Below are 20,320 nucleotides of genomic sequence, written 5' to 3'. Positions count from 1 at the left end.
ATTGACCGCACGGCGAAGGGTGTCACTGTTTCCGTGTGACAGCGAACCTTGACAGCCTCCTCACGGCACTCTACGTGTTCTGTGACGAGCACGTCATCGGGCGTCGCCGGATCGGACGCCCGCCGTAAATGCGTTGCCCGCTCTCGTCACCATGCCTAACGTCGTCGTCAACAGATCAGGAAGGAGCAGCCGGTCATGATGAGCCACCCGAGCCCCGCACCGCAGCAGCGAATGTCGCCGCGCGGGCGAAGCCGCCGAGCCATGGCCGCCTCCTCCGTTCCCAGCCGCCCGAGCCGGTGGCGCGACTGACCGCGACCGAACCCGCGGAGGCCGCCCACCCAGCGAAGGGAACGGGCGGCTTTTTCGTACCCGGGAAACCAAACCCGCTAAGCACCTGACGCCTCGGCCAGCCGGCCGGAGGAGCAATGGTCATTGTCAACTTCACAGGGAAGAACAATCGGCGATCCGGCCGGCGGTAGCGCATCCCCGCAGCCCACCGGAGCGTCACGATGGGCCTGTGGCGCAGTCGGTAGCGCACCTGCTCGGCAGGCAGGAGGTGCCCGGTTCGAATCCGGGTAGGTCCACGCATGGTCCGGCGCGCGACGTCGCCCGGCCCGTTCCCGGATGGTCCAGTCGGCAGGACGCCGCACCCTGGATGCGGAGAGCTGGGTTCGAATCCTGGTCCGGGAGCTGCTCGACCCCCTCAGCCAGAGGGGATATCACGAAGGGTTGGCCGAGTGGCCTAAGGCGCCGCGGTGCTAACGCGGAGCGGGTTCACCCCCGCCGGGAGTTCGAATCTCCCACCCTTCGCCACGCCCCCGTAGCTCAGCGGAGAGAGCGCTTGATTACGGATCAAGAGGCCGGACGTTCGAATCGTTCCGGGGGCACGTACGCCTTTCCCGGCCGTCCTCACGACGGCCGGGAGGGAGCCGGCACCGCCGGCTCCGACGGGTAGTGGCGCAGCTTGGCAGCGCGCTTGCTTTGGGAGCAAGAGATCGCAGGTTCGAATCCTGTCTACCCGACTCCTGGTGAGGCCACCCGATCTGGTGCCGGGCGCCGTCTCGAAAACGGTCTGGGCCGAGAGGCCGTGTGGGTTCGACTCCCACCCTCACCGCCGAGCTGCCGGCCGGGCTCGTGCCCGCACGGATTGCGGCCCCGATGCGAGCGCCGCAATCCGTGCCGGGTGTCGACCGTCCGGCGGGTCCTCAGCTCGGGACGGACCGCCAGAAGGCGACCTGGTGTTCCCGGGCGAAATCGGTGCGGCCGACGCCGCCCGGCCCGGTGGCGAGTCGCTGCACGTAACCGGATCGGGCGTCGAAGCGGGTCCAGGAGGGCAGTCCCCGCCGGTTGGGGTCCCCGTGGTGGGCGAACGTGGTCCAGTAGCCGGCCAGCACCGCGGAGAGTCGCTGCTGCGCGGCGGAGAGCGGCCGCGCGTAGTCGACGGCGAACAGGTACGGCAGCTCGGCGGTGTGATACGCGCCGGTCGGGAAGCTCACCGGCGCCGCCTCGGTGAAGAACGGCGCCTCCCGGTCGGCGAACTCGTACATGAAGGTCGGAACGTACCGGCTGAACTGTGCGGCGGTCTCCAGCACCGGCTGCGCGTACTGGAAGTCGGTCATCGCGGCGGAGAGCGCCTCGGAGGGCGTGCCGTAGGTCGCCAGCGGATAGCGGGCGGCCACCTTCGACGCCTGCGCGTCGAACGTGGCGCCGAGCTGCTCCCGGTGCTGCTCTGCGGTGAGCGCGCACGGCATCTCCTGGCCCGGCGCGCAGAGCATGCCGGTGCGTTCCATGCCCCAGACCTGCGCGCGGTACTCGTCCCGGGTCACGCCGATGAGGATCGGCACCCGATGGAACCGGCCCGTGGCGACCGCCTCCGCCGGGTCGACCGGCAGCATCGGCCCGCCGGCGACCGGGCCGGACTCCCACGCGGACTGACCCGGGTAGCCGGCCGCCTCGATCAGTTCCTGCGCCGACCGGCCGCGTAGGCAGGCCGCGACGCCGGCCGCGTCCCCGTCGCAGCCGACAGCCGCGACGAGCGCGTCCGCGCCGGCTGCCGTTTCCCGGCGGGTACGCAGCGGGGTGCTGCACGAGTTGCTCTGCAGGATCGCGCGGTGGAACAGTCCGGCGGAGTCGGGCGCCGCGAGGTGGGCGCAGACGCTGGTGGCGCCGGCCGACTGCCCGGCGAGGGTGACGTTGCGCGGGTCACCGCCGAACGCGGCTATGTTGGCCCGTACCCAGCGCAGCGCCGCTTGCTGGTCCTCCAGCCCGAAGTTGCCTGAACCGCCGACGTCGGGGCGGGTCAGGAAGCCGAGCGGCCCGAGGCGGTAGTTCACCGTCACCACGACCACGTCGCCCCCGACCGCCATGGTGCGCCCGCCCCAGGTGTCGCCCTGGCCGAGGAAGAAGTGCCCGCCGTGCAGCCACACCACCACCGGCAGCGGCTTCCCGCCCCGCCGGGTCGGCGGCGCGGTGACGTTCAGGTAGAGGCAGTCCTCGCTGACGCTGGGCCGATCCGTCGGTAGACCGGCCAGTTGGGCGCAGCCCGGCCCGGGTCGGGTGGCGTCGCGCACTCCGCTCCACGCCGGGGCCGGTTGCGGCGACCGCCAGCGCAGCGCACCGACGGGCGCGGCGGCGTAAGGGATGCCCCGGAACGACAGGTGGTCTGCGGTCACCGTGCCCCGCACCAGCCCCTGGCCGGTGCGCGCCACACCCGACCCGCGCTCCGGGCCGGTCGTGCCGGCCCCCACAGCGCCCACCGAAACCAGTGCCGCGACGGCGAGTGCCGTGACGGCCCACCAACGCTTCCTCGACTTGGCCACCTGTCGCCTCCAGAATCGCTGTGTACGTGGTACCTGTCCGGGCCGAGCCTCCGTCCATCCGCCAGTCCCCTCAACCAGGGCACTAGTGCGCCCGGCGGGCCGGTCGGGACGGCGGCGAGGCGCACTAGTGCAGCGGGAGGGAGACGGTGTGACGTCCAGCGAGGCCGCACCGGTGTCGGCACGCATCAGCGCGGAGCTGCGTAGGCGCATCGCCGCCGGTGAGCTCCGGCCGGGCGATCACCTGCCCTCCACCCGGCAGCTCGTGCGGGACTGGGGCGTGGCGATGGCCACCGCCAGCAAGGCCCTGGCCGTACTGCGGCAGGAGGGGCTGACCGAGACGGTTCCCGGCGTGGGCACGATCGTCGCGCCCCGCCGAGCACGTCGCAGCGGCGATTCGCATCCCGGGCGGCGGGTGGCCGGCGACGCCGACGTCTTCCGCGATCGGGTCGTGCGTACCGCCATCACGATCGCCGACGTCGAAGGCCTCGCGGCGACCACGATGCGTCGCGTAGCGACGGAGCTGGAGGTGGCGACCGTGGCCCTCTACCGTCACGTACGCGGCAGGGAGCACCTCGTCACCCTCATGGCGGACGCGGCGTTCGCCGCCCACCCCCTGCCCGCGAAGCCGATCGGTGACTGGCGTAGCCGGCTGGAACTGCTCTGCCGCACCCAGTGGGCCATGTACCGGCGGCATCCGTGGCTCGCCCATGTCGTCTCGCTCACCAGGCCGCTGCTCACACCGCACGCGATCGCACACACCGAATGGACCATGCGTGCGGTCGCCGACCAGGGGCTCGGCCCCACCGCTCTCATCCACGTGGCGGCGACGGTCGCCAACTTCGTCCGCGGCACCGCCGTCGGCCTGCAGCGGGAGGCCGAGGCCGAACAGGACACCGGCCTCACCGACGACGAGTGGATGCACGCCCAGAGCAGCGAACTCGCTGCGGCGCTGCGCAGCGGCCGCTATCCGATCCTGGCCCGCATCTCCGCCCGTGACGACGTCGACCTCACCCTCGACAGCCTCTTCGACTTCGGCCTGCAGCGCATGCTGGACGGGATCGCACTGCTGTGCGGGGTCCGGCCCGGCCCCGGTTGAGCGACACCAACTCCTCGACGTCGGGGTGTCCGGCTCGGCGGATGCCCCAACGTCGAGCAGGTCGAGTGGGAACCAGCGCTAGCCGGTGATGTGCAGGATCGCGTCAGCGCCGTCGATCGTCGCCTGTTCGAGCGGGAAGTACCCCTGCTGCGGGGTGGTGTCTTCTCGCCTGCGGGCCGGCGACACCTCGGCCGCCGGGAGCAGGCCCCAGTCGGTGATGCGGCGTTGCAGGAGCCCCTCGAAGGTGTCCGGCGCGGGCTCGCCGAGCTTGAGGGCCGTGCTGCGCCCGAGGCTGCCCGCGATGAAGGTGTAGTTTCCGATCCCCAGGGAGTCGACGATGGCCCCGGCGCCGTACCAGTCGGCGCTCAGGTCGCCCAGACGCCAGGCGCTCACGTTTCGTTGCAGGTGCGAGTTGTGGGCGCAGAGCATCGTGGGGCCGCGCTCCGCCTCCACACGGCGGATGTCGAGCAGGTTGCGGGCCATCAACGTGTCCCGAGTGGTCAGCAGGAGGCAGATCCGCTCGCTCTGCGGGAGGGGCCGCGCCGCCTGCCAGTGGTAGTGGAGCAGCCCGAGGCCGGCGTCGAGGTGCGTCCTGGCCCGGAGCCACTCGGCACGGGAGGTCCGGGCGATCAGCTCCGGTGCGCGGGCGTGCAGCCGGGTGAGCAGGTCCTCGCCGATGCTTCGCAGCCGCTCGGCTTCGGGCGTACGGCCCATGGACCTGGCGAAGTCGAGGATCGCCTCGTCGCGGCTCCAGCGGTGGTCGTCCCCGGCGATCTCCGCGAGGTCGAGGTCCTCGATCTGAAGGTAGTCGCGGGCGTGCTCGAAGTAGCTTCTCGGGCTGGGCGCGCTGGTGTTCTCGGTCGGAGCGTCGAAACCGTGGAACGTCACGCGCTCCTGCGCGGGCCGGTGCCGGTTGTGCTCCCGCAGCCAGGCGACCAACCGCCGGTTGGCGTCCAGGGCGCCGAAGTCGTGGGAGAAGCCTTCGGCCAGCACCGTGGCGAGGTTTCCGGTGCCGTGCAGTACGTGGTCGTTGACGGCGAGCGCGGCCACCCGATCGGTTTCGAGGGCGATCGAACGGAAGCCGAGCTGGACCAGTTGGGCGAAGAGTTCGTTGCGGACCGCGCCGAAGGCGGGCTCCTGGTGGGTGGGCTCGCCGAGGGCGAGGAGGTCACCTGGTTCGGGTACGAGGTCGCGAATGTGCTGGCTCATGTGGCTCAACCGTACCGTTGAAACCTCGGTGGAGACTTTCTGCGGCGAGCGACGAGGTACGCCGCGCGAAAGCCTCAACCGACTGTTCAGGCGAGTGCTGGAGCGGGGCGCTGCGACCCGACGGCTCAGCGGTGGCCGGTCGGCTGCGGGAGCGTCGTGTCCGGGTAGACGATGAGCGGCTCGTACGGCGAGGTGCGACGCCGCCGGTAGAAGGCGTTCGCGGCCGGCAGCGCGAGCAGGACGAGGGCGACGAGCAGTGCGGGGGAAGCCACGAAGCCGGAGACGGCGTCCACGGGCTCGACCCATCCGGGCATGAGCCGGCCGGCGATCGCTTGGACGCTCTCCCAGTCGGTGGTGTCCCGAGCCGGATCGGCACCGCCGGACGGCAGGAGCCTCAGCGCGAGCCAGAAGCCCGAGAACGCCAACGTCACCCCGCCGAGGGCCCAGGTGACGATCCGGGTCCAGTTCCATCCGCCGAGGTTGGCCAGCGCCAGCGCCAGGAGGGCGAGCGCGGAGAGCGCCACGACCAGACCGACGACCATGAGGAAGACCATCGGTAGGGCGGCGAAGCCGTTGGGCGTGCCCACCCGCTCGTGAGCCCTGAGGTAGACGTTCTGCGACACCGCCTCCGCCGCCACCTGCGCGAGCCGGGCCAGGCCGCTGAGCGCCAGCAGCAGGCTGGACGCGAGAACGATCGGATGCGGGCGTCGGCGGGCCGTGCCGGTCGTGTCGATCCCCGTGTTCATGTGCATGAATGCTAGTCAGCGGTCGCTGGTGGAGGGCACCCGCCGTTGGTCGGCGGCGGGTGCCCCCACCGGCCTACCGCTCGGCGGAGTGGACCGCCGCGCCGCGTCCGGTCCCCAGGGCGTCCAGCAGCATCGGCAGCGCCCGGTGCAGTTCGCGCTGCCAGTACGGCCAGCTGTGCGTGCCGGGGCCGTAGAAGTCGGTCTCGACGGAGACACCCACGTCGCGCAGCCGGTCGACGACGTCGAGGTTCTCCTGGTGGATGAGCGCCTCCAGGCTGTCCGTCGCGCCGGGCTGATCGAACGGTCCGCCCGCGGTGCCGTCACCGCTGGCCACGAAGAGCGCCGTGTGGCGCAGCCGCTTCGCGAGGTGGTACGGGTCGTGTGCCGCCCAGATCCGCCGCTGCGCCACCGGGTCGCCCCAGAGGTCGTACGGGTCGAGCCCGGTGCGCCCGAAGAACGGCAGCCAGAACGAGGCGTCCCGCAGCGGGTGCAGGACGCCGCTGAACGACGCGGCGGCCCGGAACATCCCCGGGTTGCGGGCCGCGTACGACAGGGCGCCGAAGCCGCCCATCGACAGCCCGGCCACGGCGCGCTTCGGGCCGGCGCCGTATCCCCGTTCGGTGAGCTGACGTACCTCGCGCAGGTGGAAGGTCTCCCAGGCCGGGGTGCCGCCCCGACCTGCGTTCCACCAGTCGCTGTACCAGCCGGCGGCACCGGCCTCCGGCATGACGACGAGGACGTCCCGCAGCTCGGGGATGCTCGCGACGTCGGTCGAGCGGGTCCAGCTCAGGTAGGAGTCGCAGCAGCCGTGCAGCAGGTAGAGCACCGGCCACCTGTCCCCGCGCCTGCGCTGCTCCCAGCCGTCGGGGGTGAGCAGCCGTACGTTCGCCGTCGTGCCGAGCGCCGGTGACTGGATGGTCAGGTCGACCAGACGTGGCCCGACCGTCGTCTCCCGCACCACGTACGCCCCATCGGCGGCCCGGACGGGCGCGGCGGTGGCGGTTGTCGCGGCGAGGGCCGGCGTCGGTGCGGAGAGTCCGGCCAGCAGGAGCCCGGCCGCGAGGGCGGCGCGGAGCACCGATGATCTGTTCATGTCCTCTCCCCCGTTATCGGCAGACGGCTCTGAGGTCCACGGCCCGCGCCATGGCGGTGAAACCGGCGTCGCCGGGGTGCAGGTGGTCGCCCGAGTCGTACGCGGGGTTGATCCGGCCGGGGTTCGCCGGGTCGCGGGTGGCGGCGTCGAGGTCGACCACCGCGTCGAACTCGCCGGAGGTGCGGATCCACTGGTTGACGGCCTGCCGGTCGGCCTCACCGGCGGCGCTGTAGTAGCCGGCGCCCTCGTACGGCAGGATCGTGGCGCCCACGGCGCGGATGCCGGCCTGGTGTGCCCGGGCGATGAACTGCCGGTACACCCCGATGAGCTGCTCCGGTTCGAGGGCGCCGCGGCTGTTGCCGATGTCGTTGATGCCCTCCAGCAGCACGACCGAGCGGACGCCGGCCTGTCCGAGCACGTCACGGTCGAACCGCGCGAGAGCGGAGTCGCCCGCCGAGCCGGCGTTGGCCAGCAGCCGGTTACCGCTGATGCCGGCGTTGAGGACGCCGCAGCGCCGGGCCTCGGGCAGCCGCGTCAGCCGGTCGGCCACCTGATCCGGGTAGCGCAGGTTCGCGTCGACGGTCGAGACGACCCCGTCGGTGATGGAGTCGCCGAAGAAGACCACCGATCCGGCCGCCCGGGAGACGACGTCGACGCCGGAGAGGAAGTACCGCGCGGTGTCCAGCGGAGTGAAGGCGCCGCCGGCGTCCGTGGTGGCGTCGCCGGTGGCGCGGAAGGAGGTGGCGTAGCCGGCGGGGTGCCAGGTGGTCGGGCCGGTGGGGCCGGGCAGGTACGTGCTGACCACCAGGTCGGAGTTCGCGGCGACCTTCAGGCGCAGCGGATCGGACCACCACTCGGATCCGGCGGGGATCGTGACCGACCGAACGCCCGCGAACGTGACGGGGCGCAGGGCCCGCTCGGTCACCTGCGGCGTTCCCGATCCGCCGGAGCGCGGGGCCACGGTGACCGCGCCGACGGTCAGGGGTGTGGTTCCGTAGACGTTGCTGAGGCGTACCCGGATGCTGTCGCCGCCGATCGACAGGTGCGCGACCTGCCGCAGCGTGGTGTCGGTGAACCCGGTGGCCGACGTGCCGGTGGTCCTCGGCTCGGCCACCGCCACCGTCCAGCTGCCGATCCAGTCGGCGCGGGCGTGCGACTGCGCGGTGGCGCTCGCCGGCAGGAGGCCGATCACCGCGGTGAGCGTCGCGGCGGTGGTGAGGCGTACTCGTAGACGTTTCGATGTCACACCCAGCTCCTCGTCTCGAGTTTCATGAAGGGGTCGCCGGCCGGCGGGGCCGATGAAATCACGTACCGTGATCATCCGATAGCGCATCGACGGTCATCGGTACGGTCAGCGCGACGAGCGGACGGTTGGCTGAGCCGAGCGGCGAGCGGGGCTGCGATCAGCGGCCGCCATCTTGGCGCGCCTCCGCCGCCACCCGGTCCCGCAGCGCGGCCAGCGCCGGGCTGACCAGAACGGTCAGCGGCTGCGGCTGAGCCAGCCGTCGCGCCGACCCGGGCAGCCAGGTGAGTTCCGCCTCGAATCGCCGCCGCGCGGCGCGCACCAGGTCGGCGGGGGCACCCGTGTCGAGGCGGCGTCCGTCGCGCATCACCGGCACCAGCAGCGGCTCCCGGTCGGCGGGTACCGGCTCGTCGCGGAGCCCGATCACGTCGCACGCGACACCTGTCGCATCCCGGAACACCTGCTTCGGGCCGGGGAGCGTGGCCTTGCCGGGGGAGAGTTTCAACACCGGCCGGTCACCGATGGAGACCAGCTTGTACGCGCTGTCCAGCGACGGCGCGTCGTAGGAGACGCCCATCTTCGTCCCCACGCCGTACCCGTCGATGGGCGCGCCCGCCGCGACGAGGCCGGCGATGACGTCCTCGTCGAGGCTGCCGCTCGCCACGATCCGGGCTCGGCTCAGCCCCGCCTCGTCGAGGATCGCCCGGGTCTGCCGAGCCAGCGCCGCGAGATCACCGGAGTCGAGCCGGACCCCGAACGGGCCGGTCAGCCCCAGCTCCTCCACCACGTCGACGGCGGCCCGCACCCCGTCCGGTGTGTCGTACGTGTCCACGAGGAAGATCGGGTCGACCGGGAAGTCGGTGGCGAAGGCCCGGAACGCGGACCGTTCGTCCGGGAACGCCTCCACGTAGGAGTGCGCCATGGTGCCGGACGGGGTGAGGCCGTAGCGGACGGCCGCCTCGACGTCGCTGGTCGCCGCGAAGCCGGCGATGGCCGACGCCCGGGCGACCCCCGCCCCGGCCTCGAACCCGTGCGTACGCCGGAACGCGAAGTCGATCAGTTGAGCGTCGCCCGCGGCGATGCGGCAGCGGGCGGCCTTGCTGGCGATCGTGGTCTGGAAGGTGATCAGGTTGAGTACCCCGGTCTCCACCAGCTGCGCCTCGGCGATCGGCGCGGTGACCTCCAGCAGCGGTTCGTCGGCGAAGACCACGCGGCCCTCCGGAACGGCCCAGACGTCGCCGGTGAAGCGCAGCGTCGACAGCGCGGCCAGCGTCGACCGGTCGAAGCCGCCGACCCGGCGCAGGTAGTCGAGGTCGGCGGCGTCGAGCGAGAAGTCCTCCAGGAAGGTCAGCGCCTCGGCCAGTCCGGCGGCCACGAGGAAGCCCCGCCGGGACGGAAGCCGGCGGGAGAAGAGGCTGAACGTCGCCGGCCCGGTCATTCCGTGCCGCAGGTAGCTGGCGGCCATCCGCAGCTCGTACAGGTCGGTCCGCAACCCACTCATGTCGCCTCCTCAACCACGGCACCACTGTGGTGGACGCGGAGTCGGGATGTGTGGGAAACGGGAGATCCCGGGCGGCGCGTCCCGACCAGCGGGCGTCGAGGTCGGCTACGGGCCGGTAGGCGGTTGTCCCGGTCGATGTCGACAAGCATGATCGTTCTGTGCGGCCTTGGCGCGGCCGGGCCTGGAGGCTCGGTAGGCCGCACCGGTGGGTACCAGTCCACCGTGTGAGGTCCAACGAGGAGGTGACCGGAGGAATGTCATGCAGGATGAGTTGCAACGCCTCGTCGACGCGCTTGCCGCGTATGCAGGACGACCCGCGCTGATCGAGGACCGGCGCCAACGGGTGGTGGTCTACAGCGAGCACAACGGACCGATGGATGACGTACGGCGCGCCTCGATCCTGCGCCGGCAGACCACCCCGGAGGTGATGGCCTGGTTCCGTAACGTCGGCATCATGGACGCCCGGGAACCGGTACGCACACCGGCCTCCGGGGAGCTGGACCTGCTGCCGCGGGTCTGCGTACCGATCCGTCACCAGGATCTGCTGCTCGGGTTCGTCTGGTTCATCGACCCGGAGGGCACCATGGCCGACACGGACATCGCCGCCACCGGTCTGATGAGCGAGCTGTCGCTGGCGCTCTACCGGGAGAACCTCCTCGGCGAGCTCGCCTCGCAGCGGGAGACCGAGGCCGCCCGAACGCTGCTCTCCGACAACGAGGCGACCCGGGTCCGGTCGGTACGCGCCCTGCGTGAGGCCGGCATGATCGCCGACGGGTCGGCGACCGCCCTCGTGGCGCAGCTCGTCGCCTGCGACGGGGATCCGCTCGACGAGCTCGCCCGGCTCGCCCTGGAGCAGGCCCTGGTCACCACCCGGCGGTGGGTCGGCACCCGGGAGGCGCTGCACCTGGTCCGCGACGACCACGGGGTGCTGCTGATCGCCGGTGGTCGGGGCGCGGGACGCCCCTCCCCCGAGGTCGCCGCGAAGCTACTCGACGACAACCTGCGGCATACGACCCGGGGCCTCGGCTCGATCGAGCGTGCGGTGGTCGGGATCGGGCAGACGCGGCCCGGCCTGGCCGAGGCCTTCGGGTCGTACGGGGAGGCGTTGCAGGCCGCCCGGGTCGGCGTACGGCTACCGGCCCTCGGCGGCGTGGTCTCCTGGTCGGGTCTGGGGATCTACCGGGTGCTGTCCCGGCTGGAGGGGCGGCACCTCGACATGGCCGACGTGCACCCGGGTCTGGAACGGTTGCTGCGCGAGCAGCCCAATCCGGTGCTGTTGCGGACCCTGGAGCGCTACCTCGACCTGGCCGGCAACGCCCACGCCACCGCCGAACAGCTCCGGCTGCACCGGACCACGCTCTACTACCGGCTGCAACGGATCGAGGAGCTGGCCGAGACCGACCTGAAGAACGGCAACGAGCGGCTCTGCCTACACCTGGCGCTCAAGCTGGGCCGGCTCACCGGCGCGTACCACCCGGAGGACTGACGGAGCGCGCCGTGCCGGGGCACGGCGCGGCGTCACTGCCGCCCGTCGCGGCGGATCGTCCGCACTCCGAGCCCGATCGTGGCGATCACGAGCAGGGCGCCCAGGAGCTGGAGGCCCGGGGAGTCGTCGGCCTCGCCGTACACGACGGCGGCGACGCCGATCACGACGGCGAGGAGGGCGACGGGGGCGAGGATGACGTACCTCATCGGGTCTCCTTCCGGCGGCCGAGGCCGGCGGCGGTCTCGTGGGTGGGCGCGTCGACGGTCGACGTCGCCGGCAGGTGCGGCGAGGTGCTCATTCGTCGACCCATTCGAGGAGGTCACCGGGCTGGCAGTCGAGCACCCGGCACATGGCTTCGAGGGTGCTGAACCGGACGGCCTTGGCGCGACCGTTCTTCAGCACCGCGACGTTGGCGGGGGTGAGCCCGACACGTTCGGCGAACTCACCGACGCTCATCTTGCGCTTGGCGAGCTGGACGTCGATGCGCACGACGATCGGCATCAGATCACCGCTTCCATGTCGGTACGCAGGGTGGTGGCCTGGCGCAGCAGGGCACGCATCACGACCATCAGCAGCCCGATCACCGCGACGCCGATCAGCAGCAGGAGCAGCACGAGCGGAGCGCCAGGGTCGTCCGCGTTGATCCCGACCCAGAGGAACACGCCCAGGAGCACCACCCAGGCGGCGGCGATGGCCCACACGATGGCGTCGACCCAGGCCAGGGCGGGCTGGCTGAAGATCCGGTCGTTCTTGACCATGCTGAGCAGCTTCCAGGTCGCCACGATCACCACCTGGACGCAGAGCACCCAGAAGACGGTGATGGCGGTCAACGGCCACCTGAGGTAGGCGTCCTGCGGGGACTCCTTGGCCATGTGGGCGAACTGTCCGGGCAGCGACAAGGTCTGGAACAGGACCAGGATCCCGAACAGCAACACGAGGAAGACTCTGAGAGCGGCTACCGCCCGATGCTCTGTGACCATGCATCGACTATCACTCGTTACCTATCGAAAGTCAATAGGTTCAAGGATTCGGCAGGGCCGGCAACGGCACGCCGACCTGTCGTGACCGCCGGTGGCGTCCGGAGGTCCGGACGCCACCCGATCCGTCGGAGCCGGGCCCTCAGCCCTCGATGTCGCGCGGATCCCGGCTACGCGGGTACGTGTTCTTCTCCCCGATCGTGCCGTCCTGCTTCTTGATCACGTGCTCCGTGCCGCGCTCGACAGCCGTGTCCCGGCCGGCGGCCGCCGCCTCCGACTTCGTGTCGTGCGTGCTGCTGGCGCGCTCGTTGCCCTCGGGACGGTTCTTCCACTGCCCGTCCTCCTGGTACGTCTCGACGTCGCCCTTCGACATGACCTGACCTCCCTCGATCGCATGGTCGGTCACGAATACCTGCCCGCGGCGGACTCCGCCAAACGTCCGCCCCCGCTTCACCTGGTTTCGCGGGCCGGTCGCGGTAGGTTGCACAGTCATGGCCACGGTCGCCGACATCCGTCACGAACTCGCCGACCTCGCCGACCCACTGCGGGCGGCGAGGCTGAGCCGGTTCCTGCAGATGGTCCCGGGCGGGTACGGCGAGGGCGACCGGGCCATCGGCGTCTCCGTGCCGGACCAGCGCAGGGTGGCCGCCCGGCACTGGCGCGACCTGCCACTGGCGGAGACGGTACGGCTGCTGACCAGCGGCGTGCACGAGGAGCGGCTGACGGCGCTCTTCATCCTGGTACGGAAGTTCGGCAACGGGAGCGACGACGAACGGGCCCGGATCTTCGACGTCGTCCTGGCCCACACCGGCCACATCGACAACTGGGACCTGGTGGACTCCTCGGCGCCGTACATCGTCGGCCCCTGGCTGATGGACAAGGACCGCGACGTCCTCGATCGGCTGGCCCGGTCGAACCTCGTGTGGGACCGGCGCATCGCCGTCATGGCCACCTTCGCCTTCATCAAGGCCGGCGACTTCCAGTGGACCTTCCGCCTCGGCGAGCAGCTCCTGCGCGACCCGCACGACCTCGTGCGGAAGGCGGTCGGCTGGATGCTGCGCGAGGTCGGCAACCGGGACCGGGCGGCGGAGGAGGAGTTCCTGGCGAGTCGTTACCAGGTCATGCCGCGAGTCATGCTGCGCTACGCGATCGAGAAGTTCGAACCGCAGCGACGCCGGGAGTACCTGACGGGCGCGGTCTAGCGCCGACCGGCCGGCGCTCCCCCGCGGACCGAGAGAGGGCGGGGCGACACACGCCGCCCCGCCCTCTCGTCACTCGATCCGGTCTCCGGAGGTCACAGACCGGCCTTCTCGGCGGCCCTCCGGCCGCCGACGACCGGCAGCTCGATCCGGCTGCTGTCGAAGTGGACAGTGATCTCGGCCTGGTTCTGCTTCGCCCGGCTGCTGTAGCCGGAGTACGAACCGAGCAGCACCACACCGATCTGGTTCCCGGCGTCGAAGACGTAGTCCTCGGGCAGCAGCGGCACGTCGACGCTGTTCTTCTTCCCCGGCCGCAGCGGGGTCGACTTGGACAGCGAGTCCAGGTTCAGGCCGTCCAGGATGCCCTTGGTGACGAGCGCCTGCGGATCGGTGGCCACGTTCTTGGCGGTCTCCCGGTAGCAGGCCTCCTCGGCGTACCCGCCCCAGTTGGCCTGCTCGCCCCAGCAGTCCTCCTCGGTCAGGGTCCGGATGCCGTCGCCGGCGGTGCTGAACCGGGGGCGGGTGCCGTAGTCGACGAGCAGGCCGGCGAAGCTGGTGTCCTCGCCGTTCACCGACGCCTTGATCCGTACGACCGGGGTGCCGGAGATGTGCAGCGGCGCCCGCAGCGGCTGCGACAGGAACACCAGCCGGTTCGCCGTGTTCGCCGCCGGGTCCGACGGGTGCCGGATCGCGTTGGTCTGGCTCATCGACGGCGTGTCCTGGAAGGTACGGGAAACCTTGCCGTGCTCCGGCCTGACCGAGAGCGCACCCGCGGCACCCTCAGCGCCCGGGCGCAGGAACACCGAGGTCTTCTGGCTCGTGGGGATCGGCCAGTCGCGGTGGGTCTCCCAGACGTCCGGCGCCCGCTCGATGTCGGCGCGCGGCTCGTTCATGATGCCGTTCTTGACGCCCTGCAGCCAGAAGTCGAACCAGCGGTGCAGGGTGTCCACCCACTCACCCCGCCGGAAGTCGAACGGGTCGACGTGGCCGGTGCCGGTCATCCAGAGCTTGCGGGGCACGTTGTTCTTGGCGAGGGCGTCCCACCACTTGCTGAAGTGGTCCGCGCGGACGTTGTCGTCGTTGATGCCGTGCACCACGAAGACGCTGGCGCGCACCCGCTTGGCGTCCGGCACGTAGTCACGCTCGGCCCAGAAGTCGCTGTAGTCACCGGTGGTGTCGTCGCCCTCCACCCCGAGCTTCTCCCGGACCGGTGCGCAGTACGCCCGCCGCTCCGGGTTCGTGACGGTGTTGGAGAGGCTGCCCGAGTAGTTGTTGCCCCGGGTGACCAGGCCGTTGCTGCGCGAGTAGTCGTACCAGCTGGAGATGGCCGAGATCGGCACGATCGTGGAGAGCCCCTTGACGCCGGTCGCGGCGGCCGCGTTGGCGAGGGTGCCATCGTACGACTTGCCGATCATGCCGGTACGGCCGTTGTGCCAGTCGGCCACGACCCGCTCGCCGGCGGCGTTGGTGCCCTTCCGCCGACCGTTGAGCCAGTCGATCGCCGTCGGCGCGCTGATGTTGTCGCCCCGTCCGCCGGTGACCGGGCAGCCCGTCGAGTGGTTGGTCCCGATCATGTCGAGCAGGATCACCGCGTAACCACGCGGGACGAAGTAGTTGTCGTAGAAGAGCGGCCACTTGTCGTTGAGGCCGTCGCCGTCGACGTCGTCCTTGCACTCGCTCTCGTTGCCCCGGCACACCGTCGAGTAGTACGGGCTGGCGTCCATGATGACCGGAACGTCCAGCCCACGCTCGCTGGCCTTGGGCCGCATGATGTCCATGGCCACGACGTCACGGGCGCCGTCGCCGTCGGTGTCCACATCGGAGGTGACGAATACCCGCTCGCGGATCGCGTCGGCGTACCCGAACACCGGTTGGGTGACTCCGTCCCGGACGACCGGTCGGAGACGATCCCCGGACGGGCTCGCCGTCGCGGCGGCCGCCGGCAGGCCCACGGCGACGGTCAACGCGACCACCACCGACGACCGCCACCAGCTCCTCGTGGTTCGCATGGTGCTCCTTCCCTGATCCGGCACCGGCGCAGTCGCCGGCCGTTCCGGGCAGGGACGGCCGGCCGCGGGTGCGGCATGCATCGAACCCTAGAAATCCAGCCGGGACCGGTCATCGGACAGGTGCGGGAGTTGATCGTTCCCGGCTCCTACGTCTGTCGCATACCTTCGCTACCGGCCGTGACCGGCAGCCGCGCAGGCCACCGGCGCGCTGCCAGACCTGCCGGAGTGCGACAGGCGTAGCAGCGCCCGGGGGGTGATTCCGTCAGGTGCCCGATGACGCACACGCCCGGCCGCCATAGGTTCGGCCGCACCAGCACGCCGAACGGTCAACCCGGCGGGCCCTGTCGCCGGTGTCGACCCGGGCGGGGCACGCCGACCGGTGAGAAGGGCAGGATGTGCGGTCCGAAGGCGCCGTGGCACTGCGGTTCGTCGGGCGGTTCGTGGTGCCGGCACTCTTCGCGGCGCTCTTCACCGCCCCGCTGTGGTTCATGGTGGTCGGCTCGCTGCGGCCCGTCGGAGAACCACCGCCGCGCACCCTGGAGCTGCTGCCGCCGGACCCGACCGTGGCCGCGTACACCCGGCTGCCGGAGCTCATCCCCCTCTTCCGCTACCTGGCGAACTCGGCGCTGGTCGTCGCGATCGCCGTGCCGGTGACCGTGCTCGTCGCGTCGCTGACCGGCTTCGGGCTGCGCCTGCTCAGCCCGGCGGCCCGTCGTCGCGCCGTGCTCGGCCTGCTGGCGGTGCTGCTCGTACCGGTCACCGCCGTCTGGGCCACCCGCTTCGAGCTGTTCCGGCTCGCCGGCGTCGTCGACACGTACGTGCCGCTGCTCGCCCCGGCGCTGCTCGCCGGCAGCCCGCTGCTCGTGCTGCTCTACGCGTGGGCGTTCGGCGGCGTACCGGAGAGCCAACTCGGGGCGGCCCGGCTCGAAGGCGCCGGCTGGTTGACGATCTGGCGGCGGGTGGCGCTGCCCCAGGTGCGCCCGGCGACCCTCGCGGTCGCCGTGCTCGCCTTCACCCTCCACTGGTCGAACCTGATCGACCCGCTGCTGTACCTGCACAGCGGCGACCGCTACACGTACCCGCTGGGCCTGCAGTTCCTGCGGCTGCTGAACCCGACCGACTGGCCGCTGCTGATGGCCGGCTGTGTCGTGGCGACCGCGCCGTGCGTCGTGGTGTTCCTGCTGGCCCAGCGCATCCTGCTGAACGACGATCCGCTGGCCGCACTGAGATCTGGAGGTCGTAGGTGAACCGATTCCGCCGGTACGCCGCCCTGGTCACCGCCGCGCTGCTGCTCGGTGTCACCGCCTGCGACAGCGGCGGCGAAGCGGAGGACGACGCGGGGATCACCATCGTGCTCTTCGGCGACGCGGAGGAGATCGCCGGCTACCGCAGCATGATCGACGCGTTCGGCGACGCCCAGCCGGACGTCCCGGTGACGCTCTCCCCGGTCGCCACCCAGGACGAACTGATGGCCCGGCTGACCACCTCGTTCGCCGGCGGGCAGCCACCCGACGTCTTCCTGCTGAACTACCGCCGGTACGGGCAGTTCGCCGCCCAGCAGGCGATCGAACCGGTGCAGTCGTACCTCGACCGCAGCAGCGTGCTGAAGGAGAGCGACTTCAGTCCCCGGGCGCTGGACGCGTTCCGGTTCGACGGCGAGAAGCTCACCTGCCTGCCGCAGAACATGTCCTCCCTCGTCGTCTACTACAACGCCGACCTCTTCGCGAAGGCCGGCGTGCCCCTGCCGAAGGCGGGCTGGACCTGGGACGACTTCCTCGCCGCCGCCCGCGCGCTGACCGGCGACGGGAAGTACGGCCTCGGCGTCGAACCCTCGGTTCCGAGGCTCGCGCCGTTCGTCTGGTCCAACGGCGGCGAACTCGTCGACGATCCGAACCGACCGACCGCGCTGACCCTCACCGGCAACCCGCCCACCCGCCGGGCCGTCGACTGGTTCCTCGACCTGCAACTGAAGCACCACGTCGTACCGCCCGACGCCGAGGAGCAGAGCGAGTCGAGCGAGGACCGGTTCCTGCGCGGCACGCTCGGCATGTACCTCAACAGCCGCGTCGCCGTACCCACGCTGCGCACCATCGAGGGCTTCACCTGGGACGCCGCACCGCTGCCGGTCGCGCCCGGCGGGGTACCCGCGTCGATCCTGCACAGCGACGCCTACTGCATGAGCGCCGGCGCGCCCAACCACGACCGGGCGTGGCGGTTCATCGAGTTCGCGATGGGTGCGCAGGGACAGCAGATCCTCGCCGGGTCCGGCCGCACCGTGCCGTCCCGCCTCGACGTGGCGAACTCCCCCGTCTTCCTCGACCCGCAGGAGCCGCCGCGGTCGTCCCAGGTCTACCTCGACGCCGAACCGCACCTGCGGGCCACCCCCCGCACCGGCACCTGGTCCCGGGTGGAACGGGAGGCGGACGCCCTGCTCGAGGAGGTCTTCTACGGCCGGGTCGGCCGCGAGGAGGGGCTGCGGAACCTGGAGGAGAAGATCCGCCCGCTCTTCACCCTGCCGGTGGGTGCGGGTGGGTGAGCGCGGCACGATCCGGATCGAGTCGCTGACCAGGACGTACGGGCGGGTCGTCGCCCTCGACGGCGTCGACCTGGAGGTGCGGGCCGGGGAGCTGATGACCCTCGTCGGCCCGTCGGGCTCGGGCAAGTCCACGATGCTGCGGCTGATCGCCGGCCTCGACCGCCCGGAGCGCGGCCGGATCCTCGTCGACGGGCAGGACGTCTCCCGGGTCCCCCCGCACCGGCGGTCCGTCGCGATGGTCTTCCAGGACTACGCGCTCTACCCGCACCTCACCGTCCTCGGCAACCTGCTCTTCGGTCTGCGGGTACGCCGGGTCCGCCGGGACGAGGCCGAACGGCGGGCGCGCTCCGCCGCCGAGCGGCTGGGCCTCGCCGATCTGCTCGACCGCTACCCCGACCAGGTCTCCGGCGGGCAGCGTCAGCGGGTCGCGCTGGCCCGCGCGCTGCTGCGCGAGCCCGCCGTGTACCTGCTCGACGAGCCGCTGGCCAGCCTCGACGCGCCGCTGCGCTTCGCCACCCGCGCCGACCTGCTCGCGCTGCACCGGGACCTCGGCAGCACCACCGTTCACGTGACGCACGACCAGGCGGAGGCGATGACCCTCGGCGACCGGGTCGCCGTCCTCGACCGCGGCCGGATCCGCCAGCTCGGGCCACCCCAGCAGGTGTACGACGAGCCCGCCGACACGTTCGTCGCCGGGTTCCTGGGCAGCCCCCCGATGAACCTGGTGCCCGGCGGTGGTCTGCTCGGCGGCTCCCCCGGCCTGATCCTCGGCGTACGTCCGGAGGACCTGATCCTCGACGCCGACGGGCCGATCGAGGTCAGCGTCGACGCGGTGGAGGCGCTCGGCAGCGAGAGCATCCTGCTGACCCGGGCCACCGACGGCACCCGGCTCACCGTACGGGCGGCGGCACGGTGCGGGGTACGGCCCGGTGACACGGCCCGACTGCGGCCGGACCCGGCTCGCCTGCACCACTTCGACGACGAGACGGGACGGCGGAGGTGACCTCGGACCGCGGTCGCAAGCCGCTGACCGGGTGGGCGTTCCTCGCCCCGTACGCGATCGCGGTCGGGCTCCTGATCGCGCTACCGGCGCTGCTCAACGTCGGCTACGCCTTCACCGACCACACCGGACTGACGCGTGATCCGCAGTTCGTCGGCCTCTCCAACGTCCGCCGGATGTTCAACGACGGTTTCCTGCTCGACAGCGTGCGGGCCTCGGCGATCCACCTGGCGCTGGCCGTACCGCTGCGGCTGCTCGCCGCCGTCGGCCTCGGCCTGCTGCTGGCCGCGCCGCGACCGGGCGGACGCTGGTTCCGGGCCGCCGTGTACCTGCCGACGGTCGTACCGGACGTGGCCCTCGCGGTGCTCTTCCTCTGGGTGCTCAACCCGCTCTACGGCCCGCTCAACCAGCTGCTCGGTCTCTTCGGGCACTCCGGCTTCACCTGGCTCTCCGACCCCGACACGGCCCGGCTCGGGGTGGCGCTGATGCTGATGTTCCCCATCGGTGAGGGCTTCCTCGTCGTCCTCGCCGCCCGCCGGATGCTCGACGGCCGGCTCTACGAGGCGGCGGCGCTGGAGGGCTGCGGGCCGTTCGGCCAGCTGCGCCGGATCACCCTGCCGTTGCTCGCCCCGGTCCTGCTGCTGCTCGCCGTGCGGGACACGATCCTGACCCTGCAGGTCAACTTCGTGCCCGCCTACATCCTCACCGACGGTCGACCCGCGAACGCCACGCTCTACCTGCCGGTCTACATCTTCGACCAGGCCTTCGAGTTCTCCGGCTTCGCGTACGGCGCGCTGATCACGACCGTCCTCATGGTGGTCACCGCGATCGTCATCACCGCGCTGCTGCTCGTCGTACGACGGTGGCGGGTGCTGCGCTGAGCGTGCCATGCTGCGACGGTGAGACTCCGGATACTCGCCGTCGTCGTCACCATCCCGCTGCTGCTCGTCGCCTGCGGCACGGACTCCGGTCCCGGGCAGCGGCCCGCCGGACGGGGGCCGGAGATGCTGGCGAACCTGCCCAGCTGCGACCGGGTGCCGTTGGACACCGGCGCCGAGGTGCAGGCGCGGGTCTCCGGCCTGCTCCTGCCCGAGGACGCCCGGGTGACGTCCGTCGTGGAGCAGGGCGCGCTCACCACGGTCGAGGCGACCGTCCGGATGACACCGCTGGACGTCCGCGCCCATTACGAGCAGCGCGGCGACCTCGACCTGCTCCGCATCGAGGACGAGATCTTCGAGACCGAGGTGCTGATGCGGGCGCAGCAGCGACGAACGTACCTTCGTGCCACCGCCCTCTGCGCCGACGGAACGACGCTGACCGCGGTGGTGGGCCCGGACTCGGAGGACGCGGGCCTGCCCGAGTTCCAGAGCCGATAGCGTCGCCGTGCGCTGCCACGCCGATGGCCG

At 71.5% G+C, this 20,320-nt stretch carries 19 protein-coding genes, 6 tRNA genes and 1 pseudogene; 15 read left to right on the top strand and 11 right to left on the bottom strand.

The features are described 5' to 3' along the window. Positions 1-35: 35 nt before the first annotated feature. The 7 genes and pseudogenes from D7044_RS33640 to D7044_RS32475 form a co-directional block, all read left to right on the top strand. A pseudogene (locus D7044_RS33640) lies at positions 36-125 on the top strand (IS982 family transposase); the annotation flags it as partial. Positions 126-511: 386 nt separating this feature from the next. Continuing rightward, a tRNA-Ala gene (locus D7044_RS23945) sits at positions 512-584 on the top strand. A gap of 34 nt (positions 585-618) precedes the next feature. Beyond that, a tRNA-Gln gene (locus D7044_RS23940) sits at positions 619-690 on the top strand. A gap of 33 nt (positions 691-723) precedes the next feature. Next, a tRNA-Ser gene (locus D7044_RS23935) sits at positions 724-813 on the top strand. Between the two features lies 1 nt (position 814). Next, positions 815-887 (top strand) — tRNA-Arg (locus tag D7044_RS23930). Between the two features lie 61 nt (positions 888-948). After that, positions 949-1,022 (top strand) — tRNA-Pro (locus tag D7044_RS23925). 5 nt (positions 1,023-1,027) lie between these two features. Further along, positions 1,028-1,114 (top strand) — tRNA-Ser (locus tag D7044_RS32475). A 91-nt stretch (positions 1,115-1,205) separates the two neighbouring features. On the opposite strand, the gene D7044_RS23920 is transcribed toward D7044_RS32475, so the two are convergent. Further along, complete coding sequence (locus D7044_RS23920; protein ID WP_233563426.1) at positions 1,206-2,819, bottom strand: carboxylesterase/lipase family protein; 1,614 nt, start codon at positions 2,817-2,819, stop codon at positions 1,206-1,208. 148 nt (positions 2,820-2,967) lie between these two features. Between D7044_RS23920 and D7044_RS23915 the strand changes: the two genes are divergently transcribed. Next, positions 2,968-3,915, top strand: coding sequence for a TetR/AcrR family transcriptional regulator C-terminal domain-containing protein (locus D7044_RS23915; protein ID WP_233563424.1), 948 nt, complete (start codon positions 2,968-2,970; stop codon positions 3,913-3,915). A gap of 78 nt (positions 3,916-3,993) precedes the next feature. Here the strand turns inward: D7044_RS23915 and D7044_RS23910 are convergent, their stop codons facing one another. The 5 genes from D7044_RS23910 to D7044_RS23890 all read right to left on the bottom strand — a co-directional run bounded on the left by D7044_RS23910 (position 3,994) and on the right by D7044_RS23890 (position 9,707). Continuing rightward, positions 3,994-5,124 (bottom strand): erythromycin esterase family protein, encoded by a 1,131-nt coding sequence (locus tag D7044_RS23910; RefSeq protein WP_120681978.1) that lies wholly within the window; start codon positions 5,122-5,124, stop codon positions 3,994-3,996. A gap of 125 nt (positions 5,125-5,249) precedes the next feature. Beyond that, the gene (locus D7044_RS23905) at positions 5,250-5,870 is read right to left on the bottom strand and encodes a hypothetical protein (protein WP_120681976.1); all 621 of its coding nucleotides are present in this window, start codon (positions 5,868-5,870) and stop codon (positions 5,250-5,252) included. A 73-nt stretch (positions 5,871-5,943) separates the two neighbouring features. Then, the gene (locus D7044_RS23900) at positions 5,944-6,963 is read right to left on the bottom strand and encodes an alpha/beta hydrolase (protein ID WP_120690258.1); all 1,020 of its coding nucleotides are present in this window, start codon (positions 6,961-6,963) and stop codon (positions 5,944-5,946) included. Positions 6,964-6,976: 13 nt separating this feature from the next. Next, positions 6,977-8,209 (bottom strand): SGNH/GDSL hydrolase family protein, encoded by a 1,233-nt coding sequence (locus D7044_RS23895; RefSeq protein ID WP_233565104.1) that lies wholly within the window; start codon positions 8,207-8,209, stop codon positions 6,977-6,979. A 157-nt stretch (positions 8,210-8,366) separates the two neighbouring features. Continuing rightward, positions 8,367-9,707 carry a nicotinate phosphoribosyltransferase gene (locus tag D7044_RS23890; RefSeq protein ID WP_120690256.1) on the bottom strand — a complete coding sequence of 447 codons (1,341 nt, stop codon included), beginning with the start codon at positions 9,705-9,707 and terminating at the stop codon, positions 8,367-8,369. A gap of 259 nt (positions 9,708-9,966) precedes the next feature. Here D7044_RS23890 and D7044_RS23885 point away from each other — a divergent pair, with 259 nt between their 5' ends. Then, on the top strand, positions 9,967-11,193 hold the full coding sequence (locus tag D7044_RS23885) for a PucR family transcriptional regulator (protein ID WP_120681968.1): 1,227 nt from the start codon (positions 9,967-9,969) through the stop codon (positions 11,191-11,193). Between the two features lie 32 nt (positions 11,194-11,225). Here D7044_RS23885 and D7044_RS32710 read toward each other — a convergent pair whose 3' ends face one another. The 4 genes from D7044_RS32710 to D7044_RS23870 form a co-directional block, all read right to left on the bottom strand. Beyond that, positions 11,226-11,399, bottom strand: a complete 174-nt coding sequence (locus D7044_RS32710; RefSeq protein WP_199716743.1) for a hypothetical protein — start codon at positions 11,397-11,399, stop codon at positions 11,226-11,228. Positions 11,400-11,487: 88 nt separating this feature from the next. Next, complete coding sequence (locus D7044_RS23880; protein WP_120681966.1) at positions 11,488-11,694, bottom strand: helix-turn-helix domain-containing protein; 207 nt, start codon at positions 11,692-11,694, stop codon at positions 11,488-11,490. Then, complete coding sequence (locus tag D7044_RS23875; protein ID WP_233563421.1) at positions 11,694-12,128, bottom strand: DUF2975 domain-containing protein; 435 nt, start codon at positions 12,126-12,128, stop codon at positions 11,694-11,696. Before D7044_RS23875 ends, D7044_RS23880 begins: the two co-directional genes overlap by 1 nt. Positions 12,129-12,312: 184 nt before the next feature. Then, positions 12,313-12,576 carry a DUF2188 domain-containing protein gene (locus D7044_RS23870; protein WP_233565103.1) on the bottom strand — a complete coding sequence of 88 codons (264 nt, stop codon included), beginning with the start codon at positions 12,574-12,576 and terminating at the stop codon, positions 12,313-12,315. 85 nt (positions 12,577-12,661) lie between these two features. Here D7044_RS23870 and D7044_RS23865 point away from each other — a divergent pair, with 85 nt between their 5' ends. Continuing rightward, a complete protein-coding gene (locus D7044_RS23865; protein WP_120690255.1) occupies positions 12,662-13,372 on the top strand; it encodes a DNA alkylation repair protein in 711 nt (236 codons plus the stop codon). Between the two features lie 92 nt (positions 13,373-13,464). Here D7044_RS23865 and D7044_RS23860 read toward each other — a convergent pair whose 3' ends face one another. Next, the gene (locus tag D7044_RS23860) at positions 13,465-15,378 is read right to left on the bottom strand and encodes a Xaa-Pro dipeptidyl-peptidase (RefSeq protein WP_120690254.1); all 1,914 of its coding nucleotides are present in this window, start codon (positions 15,376-15,378) and stop codon (positions 13,465-13,467) included. 413 nt (positions 15,379-15,791) lie between these two features. On the opposite strand from D7044_RS23860, the gene D7044_RS23855 reads away from it, so the two are divergent. From D7044_RS23855 to D7044_RS23835, 5 genes are read left to right on the top strand one after another with little or no spacing between them, the layout of a single operon-like run. Then, positions 15,792-16,625: a carbohydrate ABC transporter permease gene (locus tag D7044_RS23855; protein ID WP_120681958.1), complete on the top strand. Its 834-nt coding sequence runs from the start codon at positions 15,792-15,794 to the stop codon at positions 16,623-16,625. Beyond that, complete coding sequence (locus tag D7044_RS23850; RefSeq protein WP_120690253.1) at positions 16,622-17,914, top strand: ABC transporter substrate-binding protein; 1,293 nt, start codon at positions 16,622-16,624, stop codon at positions 17,912-17,914. Before D7044_RS23855 ends, D7044_RS23850 begins: the two co-directional genes overlap by 4 nt. Beyond that, on the top strand, positions 17,901-18,917 hold the full coding sequence (locus D7044_RS23845; protein ID WP_233565102.1) for an ABC transporter ATP-binding protein: 1,017 nt from the start codon (positions 17,901-17,903) through the stop codon (positions 18,915-18,917). Before D7044_RS23850 ends, D7044_RS23845 begins: the two co-directional genes overlap by 14 nt. Then, positions 18,914-19,795: a carbohydrate ABC transporter permease gene (locus D7044_RS23840; RefSeq protein WP_120690252.1), complete on the top strand. Its 882-nt coding sequence runs from the start codon at positions 18,914-18,916 to the stop codon at positions 19,793-19,795. The genes D7044_RS23845 and D7044_RS23840 overlap by 4 nt, the downstream gene beginning before the upstream one ends. 18 nt (positions 19,796-19,813) lie before the next feature. After that, positions 19,814-20,290, top strand: coding sequence for a hypothetical protein (locus D7044_RS23835; protein ID WP_120681953.1), 477 nt, complete (start codon positions 19,814-19,816; stop codon positions 20,288-20,290). Positions 20,291-20,320 lie beyond the last annotated feature (30 nt).

Source organism: Micromonospora musae (assembly GCF_003626635.1).
In the GTDB taxonomy this organism is placed as follows: domain Bacteria; phylum Actinomycetota; class Actinomycetes; order Mycobacteriales; family Micromonosporaceae; genus Micromonospora; species Micromonospora musae.
Note: the sequence above shows the minus strand (reverse complement) of the source record. Positions and strands in the feature narration are given on the sequence as shown.